This is a genomic window from Acerihabitans sp. TG2 (genome assembly GCF_035013185.1).
In the GTDB taxonomy this organism is placed as follows: domain Bacteria; phylum Pseudomonadota; class Gammaproteobacteria; order Enterobacterales; family Enterobacteriaceae; genus Acerihabitans.
Genome location: NZ_JAYGJO010000018.1, coordinates 82,240 through 105,647 on the forward strand (window position 1 = coordinate 82,240; position 23,408 = coordinate 105,647).

A 23,408-nucleotide genomic window follows, 5' to 3' on the forward strand; every position below is an offset into this window, starting at 1 on the left:
AACTAGACGAGTTTATGGGTACCCCATTTGCCGGCGAGTGCCGATAGGCCATAACAAAGCAGATAATAGATCACGCCAATAAACACAAAAATTTCAGTAGAATAAATTTGCTCGCGATTATTAACCTGGCTGGCGACGGTCGTTAATTCAGGCACGTTGACAATAAAAGCCAACGAGGTATCTTTTATCAACGCCACCATCAAACCGATATAAGAGGGCCGGATGTTTGGCATCGCCTGGGGCAATAATACCCAGCGCAGAATTTGCCATTCACCCATACCTGACGCGAGGGCCGCGTCTTTTTGCCCGTCCGGCAGGGCATTCAGCCCGGCAAGCGTCGTATGCATCACCGCCGCCGAGGTAAACCACGCCAGGGCCAGGATCACCGTCAGCGGGCCGGGCACCGAAGCGCCCAACACGATAGGCATAAGAAAAAACATCCAGAAAATCACTAAAATCAGCGGAATACCACGGATAAACTCGGCCCAGATAAATAACACCCGGCGTGGCCAGCCGGGATAACGCCAGGCCAGACAGGCCAGGATCACACCTACCGCCAGCGCCAGTACGCCGCTGGAAACCGCCATGATAAGCGTCAATAATACACCTCCTGGCTGACCGTCGGCCAAACGCCCCCATAACAGGTAGGTTAGATTATTCAGGATGACATCTATATTAAAGGTCATGGAGCACCTCTTTTATTGCTATCTGTGCCGGAGCTGAACACCGCGTGGGTCACCTCTTGCATGGGCGCCAATCGTGGCCGGTTGCGGTCCGGGCGTTTGGGGCCCAGCAATAGCATCAGTGACCCCATCAGTAATCCCAACAGTAAATATAACCCGCTCCCGATGGCAAAGGCTTCCAGTGCGTGGGCATTGTAGCTTTCCACATGGCCAATCTGGTAGGTCAGCTCGGCAAAACTGATGCCGCTGGCCAGAGAGGAGAGTTTCATCAGATTTAGGTATTGTCCCACCAGCGGCTGCCAGGCGTTAATCAGGCCTTGGGGCAATAACACGTGGCGTAAAATCTGCCATGGATGTAAACCCTGTGAAAGCGCGGCTTCGGTTTGCCCGCTCGGTACTGAATTTAATCCGGCCTGGATTTCTTCGATTAAAAATGCCGCACTAAACCATGCCAATCCCCAACTAGCACAAAGAAATTCCGGTGCCAGCCAGGCAACATCACCGGGCAATATCGCCCAAAGATGGATGTCGCCAATATAAAAACGCCAACTCTGCGGCAGAATGCGCCAAGCAGCAAAATACCAGAACAGCAGTTGCACCAGCAATGGTGTGTTACGGAATATCGAAATGTAGAGGGACACCAGGCCGCGGCCCAGCCGACCTGGTGTCAGACGTAGGCTCAGCATCAGTAAAGTGACCAGAGTCGCCAGAATACTGCCGATCAATGTGATATAAAGCGTTGCCAAAAAACCTGAAATAATCCAGTGCAATGGCTGACCGGTCAGTACGCCGGCCCAATCCAAATGCCAGGCCATCAGGCGTCCTCCACCCGTGCGTGCAAGGGGTTTAACACCTTGTGTAAAAACTGCTGGGCGCGCGGGTGAGTGGGGGCGGTAAAAAATGTCTCCGGGGTGGCTTGTTCTAATATGGCGCCGCCATCCATAAAAACCACCCGATCGGCGATCTCGCGTGCAAAGCTCATCTCATGGGTGACCACGATCATCGTGATACCGCTGTGTGCCAGTTCCTGCATGACCTGCAATACCTCACCGATCATTTCCGGGTCCAGGGCTGACGTCGGTTCATCAAACAAAATCAAACTCGGGTCGGTCGCCAGAGCGCGAGCAATGGCTACGCGCTGCTGCTGTCCGCCCGAGAGCTGAACCGGATAAAAGGATGCTTTATCACCCAATCCGACCCGTTTGAGTAAGCTCAGTGCTTTGGCATGGGCTTTACCCTGCGGCCAGCCGTGCACGTTAATCAGCGCCAGGCTGACGTTGTCCAGCGCGCTGAGATGGGCATACAGGTTGAACTGTTGAAAGACAAAACCGATATGAGTACGCAACTGACGCAGCGCTTTACCCGTCAGCGCCGAGGTGGGTCGCCCATCGATAAAAATCTCACCGCCGCTGATAGGTTCCAATTGATTGATTAAGCGGATTAAGGTTGATTTCCCTGAGCCAGATGGGCCACAGATGGCCACCACCTCACCGTGTGCGACGCTAAAATCAACCTGATGGATAACCTGATGGGGGCCAAACGATTTGTCGACCTGGCGGAATTCAACGGCAGCGACAGCACCTGCACCGCCATCCATCGCGCAGGGGGTGACATGGTCAGAATTGTGATCTTGGGATTGCATTAATTAAACCTGGTTATTAACGGTAATTTCAAACAAACGCGGCTGGGGGGATGCCGTCTGCGGTCCGAACCAATGATGATAAATAGCGCTCGCTTGGCCGTTTTTTTCCAACTGCAGCAGTTGATTGTTAACGAAGGACAGTAAGGTGGTTTCGCCCTTTTTTACCCCAACGCCGATCGCTTCTTTAGTTAATAATTCTGGCAAGACTTTATAGTGGGTTTTATCCGGTGCGCTGTTAAGTAAGCCAGCCAGAATAGTGCAGTCTTGGGTGATCGCCTGAACGTTGCCATTGCGTAGGGCCGATAGCGCCAGGGGAATATCGTCATACGCCAGTACCCGGGAATCAGGAAACCGGTGATGTAGCTCTTGTTCGCCGGTCGTGCCCTTCACTGCGCCGATGCGGGCATGGGCATAATCGACGAGTTTATCGGGCGATTTAACCGGTACCAAAAACTGTTGCCCGGTCACGAAATACGGTACCGAGAAGTCAATGACCTGCGCCCGCTCCGGTGTAATAGTGATATCCGCCACAATAAGGTCGACCTTACCTGATTGCAGCAATGGAATGCGGTTGGCGGGGTTCGTCGATACCAGTTCCAATTTCACCCCCAGTGCATCGGCCAGAGCGTTGGCAAAATCAACGTCATAACCGACGATATTGTGGTTTTTTGCGTCAACCGAACCAAATGGCGGATTGGAATCGAAAGTCGCGACACGGATAACGCCCGCATGCTTAATATCGTCCAACCGATCGGCATGGGCTGCCTCACTGGCAATGCCGGTCAGCGCCGATAGCATGAAGATCGATAAAATGGAAGTGTGCTTATTGTTTAATACTTTCATATTTCGCCCAACATTAATTATATAATTAGGTAACTAGTTCAATAGCTTACCCATTGACGTTAGCATTATGCGGGGGAATATTACATAGGCATGAAGAATTAACTACTGTAAAAAAAGCATATGTTTATCACTGCTAAGTATAAGAACAGCCTATGGCCTCGAGCCGGTCAAAACGGCATCTTGCGTTGCCGACCCCGACCCGACTCCGGATCAGAACCGGGTCGGGGTCAACGCAGCGTATCATTTTGCAGCATCATTAACCGGCCCGAAAATAATATTTGGACAGTCAATTGCCATCAGTGGGGTGCTGGTTCGGGTAAATTTAACCTGCCGACGGTTTGTTCAAACAGTGCTTCGTCGCCTTGCGGCAGTGTGTTGGATGATACTTGGCCATGATATATGTCACTGTCGATTTTAATGATCTGCGGCTGCGTACTGAGATTACCGATGGCGACGCAGTAGTTGGTGATCCGACTGAGCGACGCATCCCACACATCGGCCATTTTATTACAGTCATCGATCCACAAAAATTTGTCCTTGGCACTTAACTTGGCCAATTGCTGCTTTAACGGTACGGATAAATAGACATCAAACATAGGTTGAACAGCATTGCTGTCGATTTTAAGGATCAGCGGAATCTTGAATTTAACCCCGGAAAATCCAATGGTTTTATCATTAATATCGACTTGGTATTTTTTTATCTTGGTCGGAAAATTCCATAACCTGATGATATCCGGTATCCAAGAATTAATTTTATCATCGATATTGGGTAAAGCAACTGACAACGACGTGGTAGACAAACTGCTGCGGCCTAATCCTAACATGTTATCGCCTCCCAACATATCCAATACGGTGGCGCCATTATCCAGCGTGCTGCGCCTGACATTATTCACCAGCCGATCTTGTCCGTCGCCACGAATAACAAAAAATAGACCCTTACGATCCTGTTTGTTCAATATGCCGTAGGCTGTATTATTCATGGCCAAATGATCGGACGATACGACAATAATCGTGTTTTTAAAATACTCGGATTGCCTGATTTTTTGGATAAGTTTGGCGATATGTTCTTGGCTACAGGAGACGGCGCTTAACGATCTATTCTCCTCATTATTATAACGATAGGTGCGGTTTACGCAGGATTGGGAAAGATACCCGTCGGGATGGTGTGTGTCAACAGTCAGGGCAAACAACGCAAATCGCTGATTATTTTGCGATAACTCAACAAATTTATCATAAACCACATCAAGCAGGGTATCATCATACCAGCCCCATTCGTTTCGATAATCAGGGTCCTTAACGACGTCCTTTAATTCGTTCAGTCCATACAGATGTTCAAAACCATGGGATTTTAAAAACAGTCCTTTGCCTGCAAAAGCCAGATCGGCACCTTGGTAAAAATAGTTGGTATAACCGGCGTCATGTAAAATATCGCCGAGACAAATATTTTGTGGATAAAATGTGGATACTGAGCTTGATGCGTTACCGTCAAAGGGGGCGAATAAAGGAATGCCACATTGGGAAGCCACCATCCCGGCAATGGTGTAGCCGGTGCCCGGTAATTGAATGGTATTGCTAAAATCAATTGAATTTTCTTTCTGGCTATTGAGTTCATTGATTAAACCAGGAAAAACATCTTGATTAAAATAGGTTCTTTCAAGGCTTTCAGCATAGATATAAATTAAATTGGGTTTTTCCCCTGACAGCAGTTTATTTGGGATTTTGTAATAACGACTAAAATCTGTGCTGCCGCTCGCTAACTGGGATCTAATCAGACCAGCGATCTCTGCGCTAGCCGGTGTTGTTGTTACTGCAGCAATGGCCATGACTAGTGCCATCAGTCCGTACGACGTTTGTCCGCCGCCCTGTTTTTTGGACAACAGCAGCCACGACATCAGGGAAAATACCAACACCGACGTCAGCAAAAATCCGGCAAACGGCATAATATATTTGCTCAACCCGGCACCGGTTAAACTACTACTGATAGTATATAGCACAGAATCATTGATACCTGCTCCGGTAAAATAATTACTGGCCGCCCTAATCAGGTTGAGCAAAATATAGATGCCTAAAAAAAATAATACCAATATAAAAAAATATGTATTACGTTTAGCTTTGACTGAATAAATAATAACAGAGGCTAAAAATAAACCTATAGATAGGGTTTCCATAGGTAAGTTACCTCCTTTACCAAACTAATAAAATACCCGTCATCTTTCACGCTGCCGGTGTGTTGGCTGCATTCTTTCACCCGAATCATTTACCAATAGTAAACTCATCGGGTTCTCTCATTTGCCGCCGGCCTGCCACGCGAAATCTATTGGGTATACCCGTCATCTTTCACGCTGCAGGTGTGTTGGCTGCATTCTTTCACCCGAATCATTTACCAATAGTAAACTCATCGGGTTCTCTCATTTGCCGCCGGCCTGCCACGCGAAATCTATTGGGTATACCCGTCATCTTTCACGCTGCAGGTGTGTTGGCTGCATTCTTTCACCCGAATCATTTACCAATAGTAAACTCATCGGGTTCTCTCATTTGCCGCCTGCCTGCCACGCGAAATCTATTGGGTATACCCGTCATCTTTCACGCTGCAGGTGTGTTGGCTGCATTCTTTCACCCGAATCACTTACCAACAGTAAACTCATCGGGTTCTCTCATTTGCCGCCGGCCTGCCACGCGAAATCTATTGGGTATACCCGTCATCTTTCACGCTGCAGGTGTGTTGGCTGCATTCTTTCACCCGAATCACTTACCAACAGTAAACTCATCGGGTTCTCTCATTTGCCGCCGGCCTACGGCAACTTATAGCAATTTATTGAGGACGGCGCGAGAGATTATTACAGTATTGTGACAGAAGGGATAGATAAGCACCCTCGTCGGGCCAATCACCATGATTCGCGCTGCATTTCCGCCCAAGGTGGAACTAACGCATGAGGTTTTAAGCCGCTAACGAGATTTGCAAATAATCAGAGAAATGTCGTTTGAGGAGTATTTTTGTGCTTTTTTTTTTGCTAAAACTGAGTGGTGTGTTGTTCACTATTTGAGCAGTGACGACTTCGGTATAGTGTAGGATAATTCAGAGGGCAAGATCTTTTATTTTCAAGCTCCAAAAAAATCATGCAACTAACTGTCGTCAACGCACCGATAAAATTATTCAACGTGCCGGTAAAAATCGATTTCCGACATTTTAACGCGGGTAATGAGCGGGTTACGGAGAAAAACAAATCGGGCCGGCAATGACCGGCCCATACCCTGGTGTTTGTTCTGTTCTTGTTATTTGTGTTTAGTAACTCTAAACAACTACGATGTTAAGTGATGCTAAACAGAATAACAAGTTAACATTAATAATGTATTGAGATGATTTCTAAACGCCTGAAAGAGGCCCGGAATCGGGCAAAACTGACTCAGGAGAAACTGGCGGTCATGGCTGGTATCGACGAATCGACCGCTCGTTCCAGAATCAGTCAGTATGAGAACGGTATCTACCGTCCTAATTTTGAAACCTGCTGTGCGTTCGCCAAAATACTGAACGTTCCAGAGTGCTATTTCTACACCGTTGATGACGATTTTGCCCTCGCGTTATTGCAACTGTATAGCCTCTATAAAACACAGCATCACATTGAGTGATCCCTGTTTTGCTGCGCGACGGTTCGGTTGCTGAATTTGAGCCGTGTGTAGATCCGCGTCGGTCATATTTTCCCTCTTCTATTTGTGATTTTTTTATCCCCCTGCCTGGCCTAAGGCGTTGAACCCTTTTGATTGCTTTTGAAAGCATTTCTTGTAACATTAATTAATAAAGATAATAATTCTCATTCCTATTAAGCTTTTATGTAACCGGATTTGTCTCTTTCCCGCCACCACGCTGACGTTTTTCCGCTGAAGCTGGCGGGTGTTATCTCAATACCAATGGAAAGGAAAACATGAGCAGGTTTTTTAGCTGCCAGCGTCCCGCTCTGCTGTGTTCGCTGGCATTGACCGCACCGTTGTTCACTCACGCTGAAGATACTCTAGTGGTTAGTGCCACCAAACCTACGGACAATGCCGACTCACTGACCCAGGGTTATATGGCGACCACCAGCCGTGGCGCGACTAAAACCGATAAGCCGTTACTGACCACGGGTCAGTCGGTCTCGGTGATTACACAACGTCAAATGGATGATCAAGGTGCCTTGACGGTGAATAGTGCGCTGAACTACACCCCTGGGGTGTTCACCAACTTTGCCGGCGGATGGCAGTCTGTACGCCAGCAGTGGCGCCACGTTAAGCCGTGGATTTTTTGACGGGGAAAGCAGCCTTAACTCGTTCAAACGGCGTGAGTAAATCTACGGTTATGCCTTTTTCCACCAGATTGACGATGTTTGGTCATTTCGGTCCAATGCCAGTTATACCCACTCCGATGTCGACCAGCAGCAGGTTTACCAAATTGGCTGGAATCACGATCGCAGTGCATTGAATCGCTATTACAGCGGTGAATCATCTTCTCTGGTCGCCTATGCCATTGATAATCAGCTGGTGGCGGATTTTAACACCGGCGGACTACAGCATCGGGTGGTGTTGGGGGGGCTAGCGTTCAGTTGTTGCTACCCTGGGCTACGATTTTTAACCTAAGGGTGCGCTTAACCAGCCTAGGGTTGCGTCCTGACCTACAGTTAGTGACGCGACCCTCGATCTGAGATTATTATTCCGGTACTTTTTTCAGCTCTAGCCGCTGAATTTTACCCACCACCAGCAGATAGCAGAGCATAGACATAATGGCTGAGCAGCCGACAAATATCAGTGCGCTATTGAATGAATGGAGATTTTTAACCAAATAGCCAATGAGTAGCGGTGTGACAATGGAGGCCACATTACCAAAGACATTAAAGATCGCTCCGCATAAGCCAATCACTTCTTTCGGCGCGGTATCGGCTATTACCGGCCAGCCAAGCGCCCCGAATCCTTTGCCGAAGAATGCCAATGCCATCAAGGCGACGACCAGTACCGTATCGTTGGTGTAGTTACACAATATCATGCTCGATGCTAGCAGCATGCCAAATACGATGGGTGCTTTACGGGCAAAGGTTAAAGAAAAGCCGCGTTTCAACAGAAAATCCGACACCACACCGCCGGATATGCCGCCAACAAACCCGCATAACGCCGGAATCGAGGCGATAATACCTACCTTTAGGATGCTCATTCCCTTTTCCTGTACTAAATAAATCGGAAACCAGGTCAGGAAGAACCAGGTAATGGTGTTAAGGAAATATTGCCCGAAAAAGATGCCCAGCATCATACGACTGGTGAGTAATTGTTTAACATAGTTCCATTTTGGACCGCTCTTGGTACTCTTTTTTTGGTCCATATTTACCACTCCGCCACCTTGTTCGATGTAATCAAGCTCGGCTCGATTGACATACGGCGATTCAAATGGGTTGTGGACGAATTTAATCCATAGAAAGGTGAGTACAAAACCGATGATACCCATGACCGTAAAAACATGTTTCCAGCTCCAGGCATAGACCAGCCAGCCGAGGAACGGAGAGAACAACGCGAGGGAGAAGTATTGTGCAGCGTTAAAAATCGACGAGGCGGTTGCGCGTTCTTTGGCGGGAAACCAGGCCGCGACGATACGCGCATTGGCGGGGAAGGCCGGCGCCTCGGCAAAACCCAGCAAAAATTGCAGCATGAACAGCGATAAAATTGCCATGGGAATGGATAGCACACCGACAAAACCCTGTAGCAAGGTGAATAGCGACCAGAAAAACAGACTGTAACTGTAGACTTTGACCGATCCGAATTTGTCCAACAACCAGCCGCCAGGAACTTGCATCAGTAAATAGGCAATGCCGAATGCCGAGAAAATTTGCCCGAGGTTCACCACGTCTAACCCTAAGTCGTGGGAGACGGCCACGCCGGCGATGGATAACGTGACTCGGTCGGCATAGTTTACGGCTGTGATAATAAAAATAAATAGCAGAACAAGGTAACGAACGTGTGTTCTACCGTTATTCTCCAAAGTGGTTTCAATCGACATTATGGTTCTCCGCGTTCATGCTATTAGCCGATGGTTGCTTGCATAGTAAAATAAACTGCGGCAGCCATTGGCCAAAAAAATAGTTTTCAGTAGGAATCTGAAAATTAGGAAAGTTTAAGCAGCGAGATATTAGTTACTCGAAAATATCAATCGTCATAAAGATCCGTGATTTGCAGTATAAAAATCACAGCGGGGTAAGTCATTGTGCAAATGACTAATATTAGGTATATGAATGAGGATATTTTTGGATGGATGAACGAGAGCGGGAGGAGAGTATGTATTTTGTTTTAGGTATATTTTATCATAATTGTGATTCAAGTCTCATTCTTTTGGGCTGATGCCCATAAGAAAATGGTTATTTAGTCAATATATTCATATATGCCCAAAAAAGGAGATTGTTATAATGTATAACAAGGTATAACTTTTATTTAATAAATTAAATGTATTTATTTAATATTGTCAGAATCCCAGTATTTTCCGATGCCAATAGCCAAAAATCAGCAGCGAGGGGACACTTGCCGTGGTGCAGCCCCAGGTTACTGGGGCTTGATACGTCTAGGTTATCCCATCTGGGGCGATGGACCCCAGATTGGATACTTGCGTAATCAACCAGGATGAGCACTCAATTGCGTATCAATAAGGTGCGTCGGGTGTGGTAATGCGAATCAGTTTTTCATTCACAAATTCATGGATGCCAGAAGGGGATTGTTCTCGGCCATAGCCAGAGTTTTTGGTGCCGCCAAACGGCAGTTCAGGGGCAATGCCGGTGGTGTGGTTGATGTACACCATACCGGCGTCGATTTGTCGCGCCACGGCCACGGCCTTGGCGGTGTCGGTGCCAAATACACTCCCCCCCAAGCCAAACTCGGTATCATTAGCCAGTTCGATGGCCTGAGCTTCATCCTTGACGGCAAAAATACACAGCACCGGCCCAAAGATCTCTTGTGAATAGGCGGCTGTGCCGGGTTTGATGTTGGTGAGTATGGTGGGTTCCATATAGGCACCGGCACGATCCAGACGATGACCACCATAGACCAGGGTAGCACCTTCACGCACCGCGATTTCTACTTGTTCAACCACTTCCTGCACCGCTTTTTCACTGCTCAAAGGCGCCAACTGGGTGGAGGGATCGAGGGGATCGCCCACCTTGATTTGCGCATAAAGAGCCCGCGCTTTACTGATAAATGCGTCAGCGACGTCGGCCAATACGATAATACGTTTTGGCGATACGCACACTTGGCCTGCATTCCATAACCGGCCCATGGCGGCGGTATTCACCGCCAGATCCAGATCGGCATCTGCCAGGACGACAAATGCATCACTACCGCCGAGTTCTAGCGTGGATTTTTTCACGTATTTGCCTGCTTCGGCGGCAAAGCTGGATCCCGCAGTTTCGCTGCCGGTAAGCGATACGCCTTTGATGCGTTTATCGCCGATGAGATTGGAAACTTTGGAACCCGGGACAAACAGGTTGGTATAAACCCCTTTAGGCGCGCCGGCCTGAGCAAAAATATCCTCCATGATCGCCGCACACTGCGGCACATTGGAGGCATGTTTCAACACCATGGTGTTGCCGGCCATGATATTTGGCGCGGCTGAACGGGTGATCTGATAAAACGGGAAGTTCCAAGGTTGTACGCTGAGCAGTACGCCAATCGGCTCATAGGTTAAAAAAGCACTGCCGATGGGGGTGTCCAACGGTTTATCGGCCAGAAACGCTGTACCGTGATCGGCATAATAATCAAAAATATTGGCGCACAACTCCACTTCTCCAATGCCTTCGGCCAACCGCTTTCCCATTTCAATGGTGCAAAGTCTGCCCAATGTTTGCTTTTGTTCACGCATGATTGCCGCCACTTTATGTAACAGAGCGGCTCGCTGGGTAAAGGGGGTGTGTTTCCACTGGCTAAACGCACGATCGGCGTTGGCCAGCAGGGTTTCAATCTGTTCGTCGCTCATGACCTCGAACTGTTTTTCAATTTTATTGGTGGCCGGATTGACGGTTTTAATGGATGACGGTGTTGCTTTAAGTACACTCATGATAACGAATATCCTTATTGAATAGATGTAACTTAGAGAGAACCAAGCATCTCGTCATGGCATTATAGGCCGGTGAAAAGTTATTTCTTATCGTCTGCAACTATCAAAGCCATAGGCTAGGGTGAGCGTTGCGATAACCGCCAGTGGTTGATCTTTTGCTTACACTTGATACTATACCCCCCCTCACTATATGTTACTCTCATCGGGTGGAGTTATGCCGCGTTCATCAGAAGATAAAAAACGTATGTTGCTTCGGGTTCGACGAATCAAAGGCCAGGTCGAAGCGTTGGAGCGGGCGTTGGAATCCGGGGTTGACTGCGACGCCCTGTTGCAACAGATTGCCGCAGTGCGAGGTGCGTCCCACGGCTTGATGTCAGAGCTTATGGAAATCCATATCCGCGACGAGCTGGGCCAACCGGATTTGAGCGATCTGGAAAAAATCGCGCGGGTTAATGGTGTCGCCAGCCTGGTGCGGTCATATTTAAAGTAGTCCGTCCACTAGCCTATAGTTGTGTTGAATGTCTTTATTTTTGGAGAAACCTTATGAAATCTCGTGCAGCCGTGGCTTTTGCACCGGGTCAGCCGCTCAAAATCGTTGAAATTGATGTCGCACCGCCGGAAAAAGGCGAGGTATTAGTTAAAATTACCCACACAGGCGTGTGTCACACCGATGCGTTCACCCTGTCCGGGGACGATCCTGAAGGGGTGTTTCCCGCAGTGCTGGGGCATGAGGGCGGCGGTATCGTGATGGAAGTGGGCGAAGGCGTGACCAGCGTCAAGGTTGGCGATCACGTGATTCCGCTTTACACCGCTGAATGCGGCGTGTGTAAATTTTGCACCTCGGGTAAAACCAATCTGTGCCAGGCGGTGCGGGCCACTCAGGGAAAAGGGCTCATGCCTGACGGCACCACCCGTTTTTCCTATAACGGTCAGCCGGTATATCACTATATGGGCACCAGTACCTTTAGTGAGTATACCGTGGTGGCGGAGATTTCCCTGGCAGTGGTCAATCCTAAGGCGCCGCTGGAGAAGGTGTGTTTATTGGGCTGCGGTGTGACCACCGGTATCGGCGCGGTGCATAATACCGCTAAGGTCAAGGCCGGAGATACCGTGGCAATCTTTGGTTTGGGCGGAATCGGCCTGGCGGCTATCCAAGGGGCAGTGCAGGCAAAAGCGGGTCGGATTATCGCCATCGATACCAATGCGGATAAGTTTGCCCTGGCTCAATCCATGGGCGCGACAGAGTGCATTAACCCGAAGGATCACGCGCGGCCAATTCAGGAGGTGATTGTCGAATTGACCGATGGCGGGGTGGATTTCAGTTTTGAATGTATCGGCAACGTGGATGTGATGCGCTCTGCGTTAGAATGCTGCCATAAGGGGTGGGGGGAAAGTATTATTATTGGAGTGGCGGGCGCGGGTAAGGAAATCAGCACCCGTCCTTTCCAGTTGGTTACCGGCCGGGTTTGGCGCGGCTCGGCTTTTGGTGGCGTCAAAGGACGCAGCCAACTGCCCGGTATGGTAGAGCAGGCGATGTCCGGAGAGATCGATCTCGACCCGTTCATTACCCATACCTTGCCGCTGGAGCAGATTAACCAAGCGTTTGAGCTGATGCATGAAGGGAAGTCGATTCGCACCGTTATCCATTTTTAAGCCAAAGGTTGCGCACCTGCATTACGGGAGTCGGGACATCGGTGATGCTTAGCAAGGCTTATGGGCAATCGCCGTCGGGTACTTTAGGGCATTGGGGGGAGAGATTTTAACCCCTTCGTGCCCGCATGACTTTCCTCCGCCAAACCTCCTCCTGGCCAGCAAAATGCCCATGCGGCAAATAATGATTGCTCAGCATGCATATTTTGAGGCTGCGCCATACTGTGGAAGGTGGTATTTATAATCTCAGGTATTTTATTTAGCAATAAGTGGATGGCAAAGACAAAATAACCGCAACGGATCATAATCCGATCAGCAACGTGAAGTATGACGGATATAAGTTATTACCGAATGACTCTATTTGGTAAGGGGACTTGTTATGCCGCCACCAAGGTCTGAATAAAATAAAAAAATTATATATTCTATCCGGAGAAAAATAATGGCTCAGTCAGAGGTATGGGAAAAACTTGCCAATAAAGAATTGGCGAGATTGGGAAAGAGCGTGGCGGATCTTAGCACCGAGACGCCGGAAGAAATTACTATTAAACCGCTTTACACTGCTGACGATCTTAATCACCTTGAGGTGACCGGCTCATTGCCGGGCATGGCACCTTTTGTGCGCGGCCCTCGGGCGACCATGTATGCAGCCCAGCCGTGGACGATTCGACAATATGCCGGTTTTTCAACAGCTACCGAGTCCAACGCTTTTTATCGCCGCAATTTGGCCGGTGGACAAAAGGGATTGTCGGTCGCGTTCGACCTGCCTACGCACCGGGGTTACGATTCTGATAACGATCGGGTGGCTGGCGATGTTGGCAAGGCCGGTGTGGCTATCGATAGCGTAGAGGACATGAAGATTCTCTTTGATCAGATCCCGCTGGATAAGATGTCGGTTTCCATGACCATGAATGGCGCGGTTATTCCGATCATGGCCTTTTATATTGTCGCTGCTGAAGAACAGGGGGTTGCCCCGGCCCAGCTTACCGGTACCATTCAAAATGATATTTTGAAAGAATACCTGTGTCGTAATACCTATATTTATCCGCCAAAACCGTCGATGCGAATTATTTCTGACATCATTGCCTATTGTTCTAGCAATATGCCGAAATTTAATACCATCAGTATCAGTGGCTACCATATGGGGGAAGCTGGCGCCAATTGCGTGCAGCAGGTCGCGTTTACCATTGCCGACGGTATTGAATATATCCAGGCGGCGCTGGCTGCCGGTCTGGATATTGATGATTTTGCTCCGCGGCTGTCGTTTTTCTTCGGCATCGGTATGGATCTGTTTATGAACGTGGCTATGCTGCGCGCCGCGCGTTATTTATGGAGCGAGGCGGTCAGCAGTTTCGGTTCCACCAATCCTAAATCCCAGGCGCTACGGACCCATTGTCAAACCTCCGGCTGGAGCCTGACGGAACAAGACCCCTATAACAATGTGATTCGTACGACCATTGAGGCCTTGGGGGCCACTTTGGGCGGGACCCAGTCGCTGCATACCAATGCGTTTGATGAAGCGTTGGGCCTGCCTACCGATTTCTCCGCACGTATCGCGCGTAATACCCAGATTATCCTGCAGGAAGAGTCAGCAATCTGCCGTACGGTGGATCCACTGGCGGGTTCCTATTATGTCGAAAACCTGACCGACCAAGTGGTTAAGGCGGCGCGGGAGATTATCCATCAAATTGGTGACGTGGGTGGTATGGCCAAGGCCATTGAAGCCGGTTTGCCCAAACGGATGATCGAAGAAGCGTCCGCCCGCCAGCAGTCACTGATTGATCAAGGAAAACGGGTGATCGTCGGGGTGAATAAATACAAGCTCGCCCATGAGGATGCCACGTCGGTGTTGGAGATCGACAACGTTAAGGTACGGATAGAACAGGTTGAGCGCTTAAGGCAGATCCGTGCTACCCGCGATAGCGCAGCCGTGACCGATGCGCTGGCTGCCATCGGACACGCGGCTCGCGACGGGGGTAATTTGTTGGATGCGGCGATTCACGCCGCGCGGTTGCGCGCCACGCTGGGTGAGATTTCCACGGCGATTGAAGAGGCTTTTGGTCGTTATCTGGTTCAAACCAACTGTGTTACCGGCGTTATTGCCAATAGTTACCATCAGAGTGCTGAAGGTACGGCGGAATTTGATCAGATAAAAAACATTACCGATCGTTTTCTGGCGGAGCAGGGCCGCAGACCACGGATCCTGGTGGCAAAAATGGGCCAGGATGGCCACGATCGCGGCGCTAAGGTGATTGCCAGTGCCTATTCTGACTTGGGTTTTGACGTGGATCTCAGCCCGATGTTCTCCACCCCGCAAGAGATTGCCAAACTGGCGGTGGAGAATGATGTGCATGTGATTGGCGCGTCGTCGCTGGCTGCCGGGCATAAGACACTGATCCCGGCGCTGGTGGAAGCCCTGGCGGATTATGGCCGGGCGGATATTAAAGTGGTGGCCGGCGGAGTGATCCCGCCCCAGGATTATGACTACCTGTATGCCCGCGGTGTGGTCGCGATTTATGGACCCGGCACCCCGATGTTGGCCAGCGTGCGTGATGTCCTTAGCAAAATCAGTGACTGCCATGATTAACGTCGGGCAGATGGACAGCCTGGCCACGCAATTGATCGCTGGCGATCGGGTGGCGCTGGCACGGGCTATGACGCTGGTGGAGAGTATCCATCCGCTGCATCAGGAATCGGCCACGTTATTGCTCGATCGGATTATGCCTCATACCGGTAAGGCGAAACGTTTGGGCATCACCGGAGTGCCCGGCGCCGGTAAAAGTACCTTTCTTGAGGCTTTGGGCGGCTATTTGCTCACCCTTGAGCTGAAGGTCGCCATTATCGCCATCGATCCCAGCAGTCCACTGAGCGGCGGTAGCATCCTGGGGGATAAAACCCGCATGTCGATGCTTTCCCGGGCAGAGCATGCTTTTATCCGGCCAGTTCCCACCGGCGGTTATTTAGGGGGAACCAGCCGTCGGACCCGAGAGCTGATGTTGTTATGCGAGGCCGCAGGATATGACGTGGTGATCGTCGAAACGGTGGGGGTTGGGCAATCCGAAGTGGATATCGCCCATCTGGTTGACTGTTTCCTGTCGCTACAAATTGCCGGTGCCGGTGATGAACTACAAGGGATTAAAAAGGGCATCATGGAAATGGCGGATATTGTGGTGATCAATAAGGACGATGGTGAAAATCACGCCCGGGTGATGCTCACGCGCCAAATGTACCAGTCTTCGCTGAGCATCATGCGCCGCAAATATCCTGAGTGGGCACCGAGGGTCTTAACCTGCAGTGCGTTGCTTCAGCAGGGGATCGCCGAAATTTGGTGTGACATCGAGGATTTTTATCGGCAAATGACGGTCGAGGAACGGCTAACGGCGCTGCGCAAACAGCAGCAGCTCGACGCAATGCGTAAACAGATTGAGGAACAGACGCTACAGGCGCTGTTTGCCCGAGCAGATGTCCAGGCACGTTATAGTCAGGCATTGCAACAGGTGGAAGGGCACCATGCATCCCCGCGCGGCGCCGTTAACGATGTTGCCCACTATATTATTGAAAAATTAAACCATTAAGGGAAAAGAATCATGGCGTATGAATTTGTCAAAGTGCTGATAGAAAATCGAGTGGGTATTATTGAATTCAATTATTCCAAAAAACTGAATGCGCTGAGCGCGGTATTTATTCGCGATATTCTTCAAGCACTGGAAGATTTGAATAATATCGATATCCGCTGTGTGATCCTGCGCGCGCCGCAAGGTACCAAGGTATTTTCCGCTGGGCATGATATCCATGAATTGCCAAAAACCCGGCGCGATCCTCTGGCTTATGATGATCCACTGCGGCAGATTACCCGAGCCATTCAGAAATTCCCAAAACCGATTATTTCTATGGTGGAAGGTAGCGTCTGGGGCGGTGCGTTTGAACTGATTATGAGTTCCGACATTATTATCGCCAGTAATTTGTCCACCTTCTCAATGACGCCGGTTAATCTGGGGGTGCCGTATAACCTGGTGGGGATCCATAATCTGATCCGTGACGCCGGTTTCCATATCGTCAAGGAGCTGATCTTTACCGCCGCGCCGATCTCGGCCGAACGGGCGTTAAATGTTGGCATTCTCAACCATATAGTTGACCCCGCCGATCTGGAGACATTTACCATGCGTATGGCCTGTACCATTGCGGAAAAAGCGCCGCTGGCGGTGGCGGTGATTAAGGAAGAGCTGCGGGTGCTGGGCGAAGCGCACACATTGAACTCTGATGAATTTGAACGCATTCAGGGATTGCGGCGGGTGGTATATGACAGCCAGGACTATCAGGAAGGGATGGCGGCGTTTATGGAAAAACGCAAAGCAAATTTTATCGGCCATTAAAGCCGCCCGGCAAACCGGCGAAAGGAGCATGTATCATGAGTGATTATACGGTAATGACGGCGGATGAGGCTGCGGAGTTAATTTCCCATGGCGATATGGTGGCGTTTAGCGGTTTTACCCCCGCCGGCGCGCCGAAAGCCCTGCCCGAGGCGCTGGCTCGACGGGCGACTGAACTGCATCGGCGTGAGCAACCGTTTCAGATAAAATTGCTGACCGGTGCATCCATTGGTGCGTTGGCGGATAACCAGTTGGCGGAAGCGGAGGCCGTTTCTTGGCGGGCGCCGTATCAGACCGCCACGGTACTGCGGGAGAAAATCAACCAAGGCGCGGTCAACTTCGTCGATTTGCACTTAAGTGAAGTGGCGCAAATGGTGAATTACGGCTTTTTTGGCCCCATTGATATTGCGGTGATCGAAGCGTCGGCCGTGACACCAGAAGGGCGGGTCTATCTCACCAGTGGCATCGGCAACTCGCCGGTCTATTTGCAGCAGGCGCGGCAGGTGATTATTGAGTTGAACGACTACCACTCCCCACGCATTAGGGAGATGAGTGATATCGTCTCACTTGGCGCGCCGCCACTGCGCTCGATGGTTCCGGTGTTCCATACGCTCGACCGGGTAGGCGAGAATTATGTACAAATTGATCCGAAAAAAATCGTGGCGGTGGTGCCTACCCACCTGGCGGATCAAATTACCGAGTTTGGCAACGAAAACCCCCTGTGTAGCGCCATAGCCCATAATGTGGAACAGTTTTTGCTGGCGGAGTTGCACGCTCAGCGGATACCCGCCGGTTTTTTACCGCTGCAAAGCGGCGTAGGAAACATTAATAACGCGGTGTTAAAAGCACTGGGAAAAAATCCGGAAATTCCGCCGTTTATGATGTATTCCGAAGTGCTGCAATCATCGGTGATCGACTTACTGGAACAAGGGAAAATCCTCGGTGCCAGTGCGTCCAGCCTGACCGTGCCGCCGGCGATATTGCAGCATATCTACGGCAATATGGATTTTTTCAGCGAGCGGATTGTGCTCAGGCCACAGGAGATTTCCAATAACCCAGAGATCATTCGTCGGCTCGGGGTGATAGCGCTAAACGTTGGGCTGGAGTTCGATATCTACGGCCATGCCAACTCTACCCATGTGGCTGGCGTGAATTTAATGAACGGTATTGGCGGCAGCGGGGATTTTGAACGAAATGCTTATCTGTCGATCTTTATGGCGCCTTCCATTGCTCGAGGCGGCAAGATTTCCACCATTGTGCCCATGTGCTCCCATGTAGATCACAGTGAGCACAGCGTAAAGGTGATCATCACGGAAAATGGCGTGGCCGATTTGCGTGGTCTGTCGCCGCTGCAACGGGCGCAGACCATTATCGAGCACTGCGCGCACCCGATGTATCAGGAGTATCTTTACCAGTACCTGGCCCGGGGCAAAAGCGGTCATATTCATCATGATCTGGCTCATGCCTTCGACCTGCATCAAAATCTGATCGAGCATGGCAGTATGCTGGCTCTATAGCGCCAGCGGGTCGTCAGGGTTGCCGTTGCGATCGTGTTCAATCGCTTCCACCAGGCGACCAATCATTTTGCAATTTTTCAACGAGTAGAGATATTCCGGCATATACATGGGCTGATTAGGGGCATCGAAATACTTAAGGCAGGCTGGATTAACAAAACGGTAGGCAAAATGGGGAACCACCGTCAGAAATTGCCCCCGACTGACAGCGCTGATTTTGGCCAAAAAACTGTACGGACGGTAAATAATGGTCGGTGTGATGCCTGCATAGCGAAAATGCGAGTCGATCAATGATTCAAAATTGGCCCGGTGTTGAAAACGCATTTGCAACCACGGCAGGGTGTGCAACAGTTCGCTGGCCGGCACATTATCGTGAATACGTGATGCCAGAAATCCGAGCCGCAGCGGCGGCAGCGCGGTGATCAGCATGCTGGATATTTCCGCAATCCGCGTGGAGGTCTGCTGCGGGGAAATAATCATATCCACATTATGATCTAGCAGTCCGGAGACCAAATCGTTTTCGTTAAAGTCGAACGGTTTGGTGGTAAAACCGTCAAATTTATCACCGAAGCTGATGAGTTGGTCGAAAATCATGGTGGGGTAGGCAGTGTCGATACCGATGACGCAATTTTTTTGATGATGATTTACCGCGAGCATAATATCCGTATCGATGCCGGCCAGGCGCTGGTAAATCGGGTAAAGCATCTGATAAAGCTCCTGTCCTGCTTTATTCAGGCTGATGCTGTTATCCGTGCGTGAAAATAGCTCGTAACCTACCATTTCCTCGAGCGCGGCGATGCTTTTGCCAAAAGGCGATGCCGTCATATGTAATTTTTCGGCGGCTTTAGCAATATTATTGGTTTGCGCCAACACGATAAAATTAACTAATTTTTTTGAAACGAAAATACTCATAGTGACCACTCGAGCTCAACAACCCATGCCTACACCCTGGCGATGTCATGATAAAAAACCACAACAATAGGGCGCCCATGCACCCTAGGATAGAATTAGCAAAATACCTGCAGATGAAACGAGAAGTGAGTCACAGATTGTCGCCTTACTGCGACGTGAAAGCGATGGGCTAACCTGGCATCTCTCACGTCGCAGTGGCGTTGACTACGCCCGGCCCAATTGCTCAGGGTAGTGGCGGAAAATATAGATACACCAACCCAGTGAGGCGGCAGCGAGTATGGCGCCAAGATAGCCGATATTGCTGATATCGGCCCGCAGGATAAACTGATTGCCCAGTAGTGCACCCGCGCCGATGCCCAGATTAAAAATTCCGGAAAATAACGACATGGCAACGTCTGTGGCATCCGGTGCCAAGGCCAGGACTTTCATCTGCATGCACAGGCCTATGGCCATGAACGCCATGCCCCAGACCACGCTTAGCAAGGCAAAACCCGTCCGACCGGCGGCGGCGAAATGCAACCCTAACAGACACAGGACCACCAGCATGATGGCGGTGATCAGCAGCGCGGTAGGGTATTTGTTGCTGAACAGGCTGAATATGATACTGCCGATGATGCCAGAGCCGCCAAAAATCAGCAGCAAAAATGTGGTGTAGTCATCACCCATGGCTGCCGCACTGCGGATAAAGGGTTCGATATAGCTGTACACCGTGTAATGGGCGGTGACGATCAGCACCGCCAGCAAATACAGCGAGACCAGCGCCGGACGCCGGAATAATAAGGGTACGCTCTTCAACGATCCTGAATGTTCGCTGGGCAGTTTGGGCAGCAGCCGCATAATGAATACCAGCGTGCCGAGAGCGAATCCACCGATCACCAGGAAAGTGACCCGCCAACCTAACAGTTGACCGATCACCCGTCCCAACGGCAAACCCAGCACCATGGCCAGTGCGGTGCCGGTGGCCAGCATGCTGATGGCCTGGGTCTTTTTGCCCATGGGCGCCACACGAATGGCCAAGGAAGCGGTAATTGACCAGAAGATGGCATGAGCCATGGCAATGCCGATGCGCGCCAGCACCAGGATCCAGAAATTCCAGGCAATAAACGAGAGCAGGTGGCAGGCAATAAATAAAATGAAAATTTTCACCAATAGGCCACGGCGCTCGACATTGCTGGTCATCAGCATGAAGGGCAGAGACATCAGGGCCACCACCCAGGCGTAGATGGTTAACATCAATCCTACCTGGGCGGTCTCCATGGAAAAACTGTTACCGATATCAGTCAACAGGCCGACCGGAACGAATTCGGAGGTATTAAAGATAAACGCGGCAAAAGCGAGGGTAACAACCCTCAACCAGGCGGTCGAACGGGAAACTTCAATTTTATCCATGGAAATAATCAGGCTATATGATGGCGATCGATGGGGTTAACGTTCAATCAGGTTAGAAAAATCCAACAGTCCGACCTGCGAGACGAAAGGCTGGGACAGCATAGTGCGGTAATATTATACTAAAATGAGCGGACACTGGATAGCGAACAATAATGATAAAACCAGCATGACGTGCCGTTGCCAGCATATCTGTTTTTTATGATATTCATTCTAAAGGGGATGAGGGTCAATGGAACCAAAACGTGCCCTCAGCAGCGAAACCATCATTAACATCCTGATTAAAAAACTTAAATTCTTCTTCAAAACCGCACGAATGCGTCACTTCACTCCAGCCTCACTGGTAAACCGCGGCTCAACGCCAAACGCATCAGCGTGACTGTTCCATGAACAGTCAGGTAGGGTGGTCATATTTGTCGACCACATCAATTTGAAACTGATGATGTTATCTCCACCGCCTAGTTACGCGGGTTGTTTGATCGTCTGACATTGCTTTCACTACCAGCACCTTATGGTAAAGCGTTAGCAAATTGAGATGCTTATGCCTTTTCTATGGGTTGGATTTCGGCTTATCTGGCAGATAAGCCGTTTAATATTGAGGTTAATATGACTGATAGTATGTCTCCCCTTGCCTTTAAGGCCGTACTACTCGCGGCCTTAATTCAATTGGTGAATGCGCTCGACTTCATGATGATTATGCCTTTAGGCCCAGATCTGGCTCGCGACCTGGGCATTTCACCGGCTTGGATCGGCTACCTTGGTGGCAGTTATACTCTGGCCGCCGCGGTTTCTTCATTGCTTACCGCCAAAATTATTGATCGTTTGGATCGTAAGAACGTCGTGCTGGTGGCGTTAACCGGATTATCATTGTCAACGCTGTTCTGTGCTTTTGCTTGGAATATGCCAAGCCTGTTTAGCGCCAGAATTCTAGCCGGGCTATTTGCCGGGCCTGCCACCGCCATTGCGCTGACGATTGTAACCGACCAGGTGCCCGTTGCCCAACGAGGGAGAGCCATGGCGATCGTTATGGGCGCGTTTTCTGTTGCCGCTATCGCCGGTGTTCCTTTCGGGTTAAAACTGTCGTTGCTGTATGGCTGGGCTGCCCCTTTTTTTGTCGTCACAGCATTGAGTGCGATGACTCTGATTACCATTTGGCTATTATTACCGAATATGACAACGCATCTGAATTCCTCTGCACATACACCGACTACAGAAGTCTCGCTGCTAGCCTTGCTGAGTAACAATCTGGTTATTAATGCTTTCATGTCTATGGGTATCGCTATTTTTAGTACTTTCCTTATTGTTCCTAACCTTGCTGCATGGTTGCAATTTAACCTTGGGGTTGAGCGTGATGCAATGAGCTTTTATTATTTGATTGGCGGTATTGCCAGCTTGATCGTGTTGCAGTGCGGTGGTCGACTGACCGATAAACTGGGTGCGTTACCTGTTACCATCCTCATCGCGGGTGTGATTATTTTCTTGCTGCTGGATGGCTTTATGCATAATCCGTGGTTGCCACCCCTCGTGATTTTTACGTTGTTTATGGCATTGACGGCAACACGTACCATTGTAGCAGCCGCGGTGAATACTCAGGTGCCACACCCTTGGGAACGCGCAGCATTTATGTCTTTGCAAAGTGTCTGTCAGCATGTGTTCAGCGGGTTAGCCGCAGTGCTATCGTCAATGATACTGATCGATGTTAATGGTCGTCTGGAAAATATTGCGCAACTGGCAAGTGTTTCGATGTTGTTAACGATGATTCAACCACTGTTTTTATTCTGGCTGCTAAAAAAGCTGCATAGTCCGCATAAGGCAGTGAAAGAGATAGCAGAAAAATAACATGCTATGAGATGAAAATTAATGATAAGAGTCAAATCTGGAGGAACGCTCGTTCGTCTGGCTTAATGTTGAAAAAAGCAGAACGTCTCAGATCTGTGGAATCGGACCGGCGTGAACGTCTGCTGATCGATGAAGTGTCTGCTAAGGAAAATTCACTGGCCGAGTTCGCCGGTGTCGAGGCATATGAGGCCGCAGGAGGCGAAATGTGCCAAGATCTGCTGACAGAAACCGGGAGTACGTCGATTTAACGGCGTTTACCGAACATCTGGTGTGCTGCAATACATTTTACTTAAAATGCCGTCCTTGCGAGCCTTGGGTAAACCTGACATAGAGATACTTTGCCCCCTGGATTGAGGATAAAATCCCTACAAGGGCATCGTCTCAACGACTCTGACATACGGGGCAACCCTCAACTCGCGAGCATAGGCTTTTTAAACAGCGAATAAAAATAGCGGTTATTGCAGATCCATCAGACTATCCAACTCTTGATCAGTCAGCCCGGTAGAGTGCTTAACTATT

At 49.8% G+C, this 23,408-nt stretch carries 19 protein-coding genes and 1 pseudogene; 11 read left to right on the forward strand and 9 right to left on the reverse strand.

Translation table 11 applies throughout. From position 1 onward, the window contains the following. Positions 1 to 2: 2 nt before the first annotated feature. The 5 genes from SJI19_RS16010 to opgB form a co-directional block, all read right to left on the reverse strand. Entirely contained in the window at positions 3 to 686 is a 684-nt protein-coding gene (locus SJI19_RS16010) for an amino acid ABC transporter permease (protein WP_323479265.1), read from the reverse strand. Beyond that, positions 683 to 1,498, reverse strand: a complete 816-nt coding sequence (locus SJI19_RS16015; protein ID WP_323479266.1) for an amino acid ABC transporter permease — start codon at positions 1,496 to 1,498, stop codon at positions 683 to 685. Before SJI19_RS16015 ends, SJI19_RS16010 begins: the two co-directional genes overlap by 4 nt. Beyond that, on the reverse strand, positions 1,498 to 2,280 hold the full coding sequence (locus SJI19_RS16020) for an amino acid ABC transporter ATP-binding protein (RefSeq protein WP_323479288.1): 783 nt from the start codon (positions 2,278 to 2,280) through the stop codon (positions 1,498 to 1,500). The genes SJI19_RS16015 and SJI19_RS16020 overlap by 1 nt, the downstream gene beginning before the upstream one ends. A 48-nt stretch (positions 2,281 to 2,328) precedes the next feature. Beyond that, positions 2,329 to 3,123 (reverse strand): ABC transporter substrate-binding protein, encoded by a 795-nt coding sequence (locus tag SJI19_RS16025; protein WP_323479289.1) that lies wholly within the window; start codon positions 3,121 to 3,123, stop codon positions 2,329 to 2,331. A 341-nt stretch (positions 3,124 to 3,464) separates the two neighbouring features. Next, the gene (gene opgB, locus SJI19_RS16030; RefSeq protein ID WP_323479267.1) at positions 3,465 to 5,336 is read right to left on the reverse strand and encodes a phosphatidylglycerol--membrane-oligosaccharide glycerophosphotransferase; all 1,872 of its coding nucleotides are present in this window, start codon (positions 5,334 to 5,336) and stop codon (positions 3,465 to 3,467) included. Positions 5,337 to 6,525: 1,189 nt separating this feature from the next. Here opgB and SJI19_RS16035 point away from each other — a divergent pair. Together SJI19_RS16035 and SJI19_RS16040 are read left to right on the forward strand one after the other, a co-directional pair. Then, positions 6,526 to 6,795 (forward strand): helix-turn-helix transcriptional regulator, encoded by a 270-nt coding sequence (locus tag SJI19_RS16035; protein ID WP_323479268.1) that lies wholly within the window; start codon positions 6,526 to 6,528, stop codon positions 6,793 to 6,795. A gap of 293 nt (positions 6,796 to 7,088) precedes the next feature. Further along, positions 7,089 to 7,728: pseudogene (locus tag SJI19_RS16040) on the forward strand (TonB-dependent receptor plug domain-containing protein); the annotation flags it as partial. A 118-nt stretch (positions 7,729 to 7,846) separates the two neighbouring features. Here the strand turns inward: SJI19_RS16040 and SJI19_RS16045 are convergent. Both SJI19_RS16045 and SJI19_RS16050 read right to left on the reverse strand, forming a co-directional pair. After that, a complete protein-coding gene (locus tag SJI19_RS16045; protein WP_323479269.1) occupies positions 7,847 to 9,181 on the reverse strand; it encodes an MFS transporter in 1,335 nt (444 codons plus the stop codon). Between the two features lie 633 nt (positions 9,182 to 9,814). After that, positions 9,815 to 11,221 carry an NAD-dependent succinate-semialdehyde dehydrogenase gene (locus tag SJI19_RS16050; RefSeq protein ID WP_323479270.1) on the reverse strand — a complete coding sequence of 469 codons (1,407 nt, stop codon included), beginning with the start codon at positions 11,219 to 11,221 and terminating at the stop codon, positions 9,815 to 9,817. A 214-nt stretch (positions 11,222 to 11,435) separates the two neighbouring features. Between SJI19_RS16050 and SJI19_RS16055 the strand changes: the two genes are divergently transcribed. From SJI19_RS16055 to SJI19_RS16080, 6 genes are all read left to right on the forward strand, one after another. Beyond that, positions 11,436 to 11,711, forward strand: a complete 276-nt coding sequence (locus SJI19_RS16055; RefSeq protein ID WP_323479271.1) for a metal/formaldehyde-sensitive transcriptional repressor — start codon at positions 11,436 to 11,438, stop codon at positions 11,709 to 11,711. A gap of 53 nt (positions 11,712 to 11,764) precedes the next feature. Further along, complete coding sequence (locus tag SJI19_RS16060; RefSeq protein WP_323479272.1) at positions 11,765 to 12,874, forward strand: S-(hydroxymethyl)glutathione dehydrogenase/class III alcohol dehydrogenase; 1,110 nt, start codon at positions 11,765 to 11,767, stop codon at positions 12,872 to 12,874. A 436-nt stretch (positions 12,875 to 13,310) separates the two neighbouring features. Further along, complete coding sequence (scpA, locus tag SJI19_RS16065) at positions 13,311 to 15,455, forward strand: methylmalonyl-CoA mutase (protein WP_323479273.1); 2,145 nt, start codon at positions 13,311 to 13,313, stop codon at positions 15,453 to 15,455. Beyond that, a complete protein-coding gene (gene meaB / locus SJI19_RS16070) occupies positions 15,448 to 16,443 on the forward strand; it encodes a methylmalonyl Co-A mutase-associated GTPase MeaB (protein ID WP_323479290.1) in 996 nt (331 codons plus the stop codon). The genes scpA and meaB overlap by 8 nt, the downstream gene beginning before the upstream one ends. 12 nt (positions 16,444 to 16,455) lie before the next feature. Then, a complete protein-coding gene (gene scpB, locus SJI19_RS16075) occupies positions 16,456 to 17,241 on the forward strand; it encodes a methylmalonyl-CoA decarboxylase (RefSeq protein ID WP_323479274.1) in 786 nt (261 codons plus the stop codon). A 35-nt stretch (positions 17,242 to 17,276) separates the two neighbouring features. Then, complete coding sequence (locus SJI19_RS16080) at positions 17,277 to 18,755, forward strand: succinate CoA transferase (RefSeq protein ID WP_323479275.1); 1,479 nt, start codon at positions 17,277 to 17,279, stop codon at positions 18,753 to 18,755. Here SJI19_RS16080 and srsR read toward each other — a convergent pair. After that, positions 18,750 to 19,664, reverse strand: coding sequence for a LysR family transcriptional regulator SrsR (gene srsR / locus SJI19_RS16085; RefSeq protein ID WP_323479276.1), 915 nt, complete (start codon positions 19,662 to 19,664; stop codon positions 18,750 to 18,752). The two genes, SJI19_RS16080 and srsR, sit on opposite strands and share 6 nt — an antisense overlap. 204 nt (positions 19,665 to 19,868) lie before the next feature. After that, positions 19,869 to 21,053, reverse strand: coding sequence for a sugar transporter (locus SJI19_RS16090; protein WP_323479277.1), 1,185 nt, complete (start codon positions 21,051 to 21,053; stop codon positions 19,869 to 19,871). Between the two features lie 229 nt (positions 21,054 to 21,282). Here SJI19_RS16090 and SJI19_RS16095 point away from each other — a divergent pair, with 229 nt between their 5' ends. The 3 genes from SJI19_RS16095 (at position 21,283) to SJI19_RS16105 (ending at position 23,137) form a co-directional block, all read left to right on the forward strand. Continuing rightward, positions 21,283 to 21,429, forward strand: coding sequence for a hypothetical protein (locus SJI19_RS16095; protein ID WP_323479278.1), 147 nt, complete (start codon positions 21,283 to 21,285; stop codon positions 21,427 to 21,429). A gap of 227 nt (positions 21,430 to 21,656) precedes the next feature. Further along, positions 21,657 to 22,889 carry an MFS transporter gene (locus SJI19_RS16100; RefSeq protein ID WP_323479279.1) on the forward strand — a complete coding sequence of 411 codons (1,233 nt, stop codon included), beginning with the start codon at positions 21,657 to 21,659 and terminating at the stop codon, positions 22,887 to 22,889. Positions 22,890 to 22,900: 11 nt separating this feature from the next. Beyond that, positions 22,901 to 23,137, forward strand: coding sequence for a hypothetical protein (locus SJI19_RS16105; protein WP_323479280.1), 237 nt, complete (start codon positions 22,901 to 22,903; stop codon positions 23,135 to 23,137). Positions 23,138 to 23,408 lie beyond the last annotated feature (271 nt).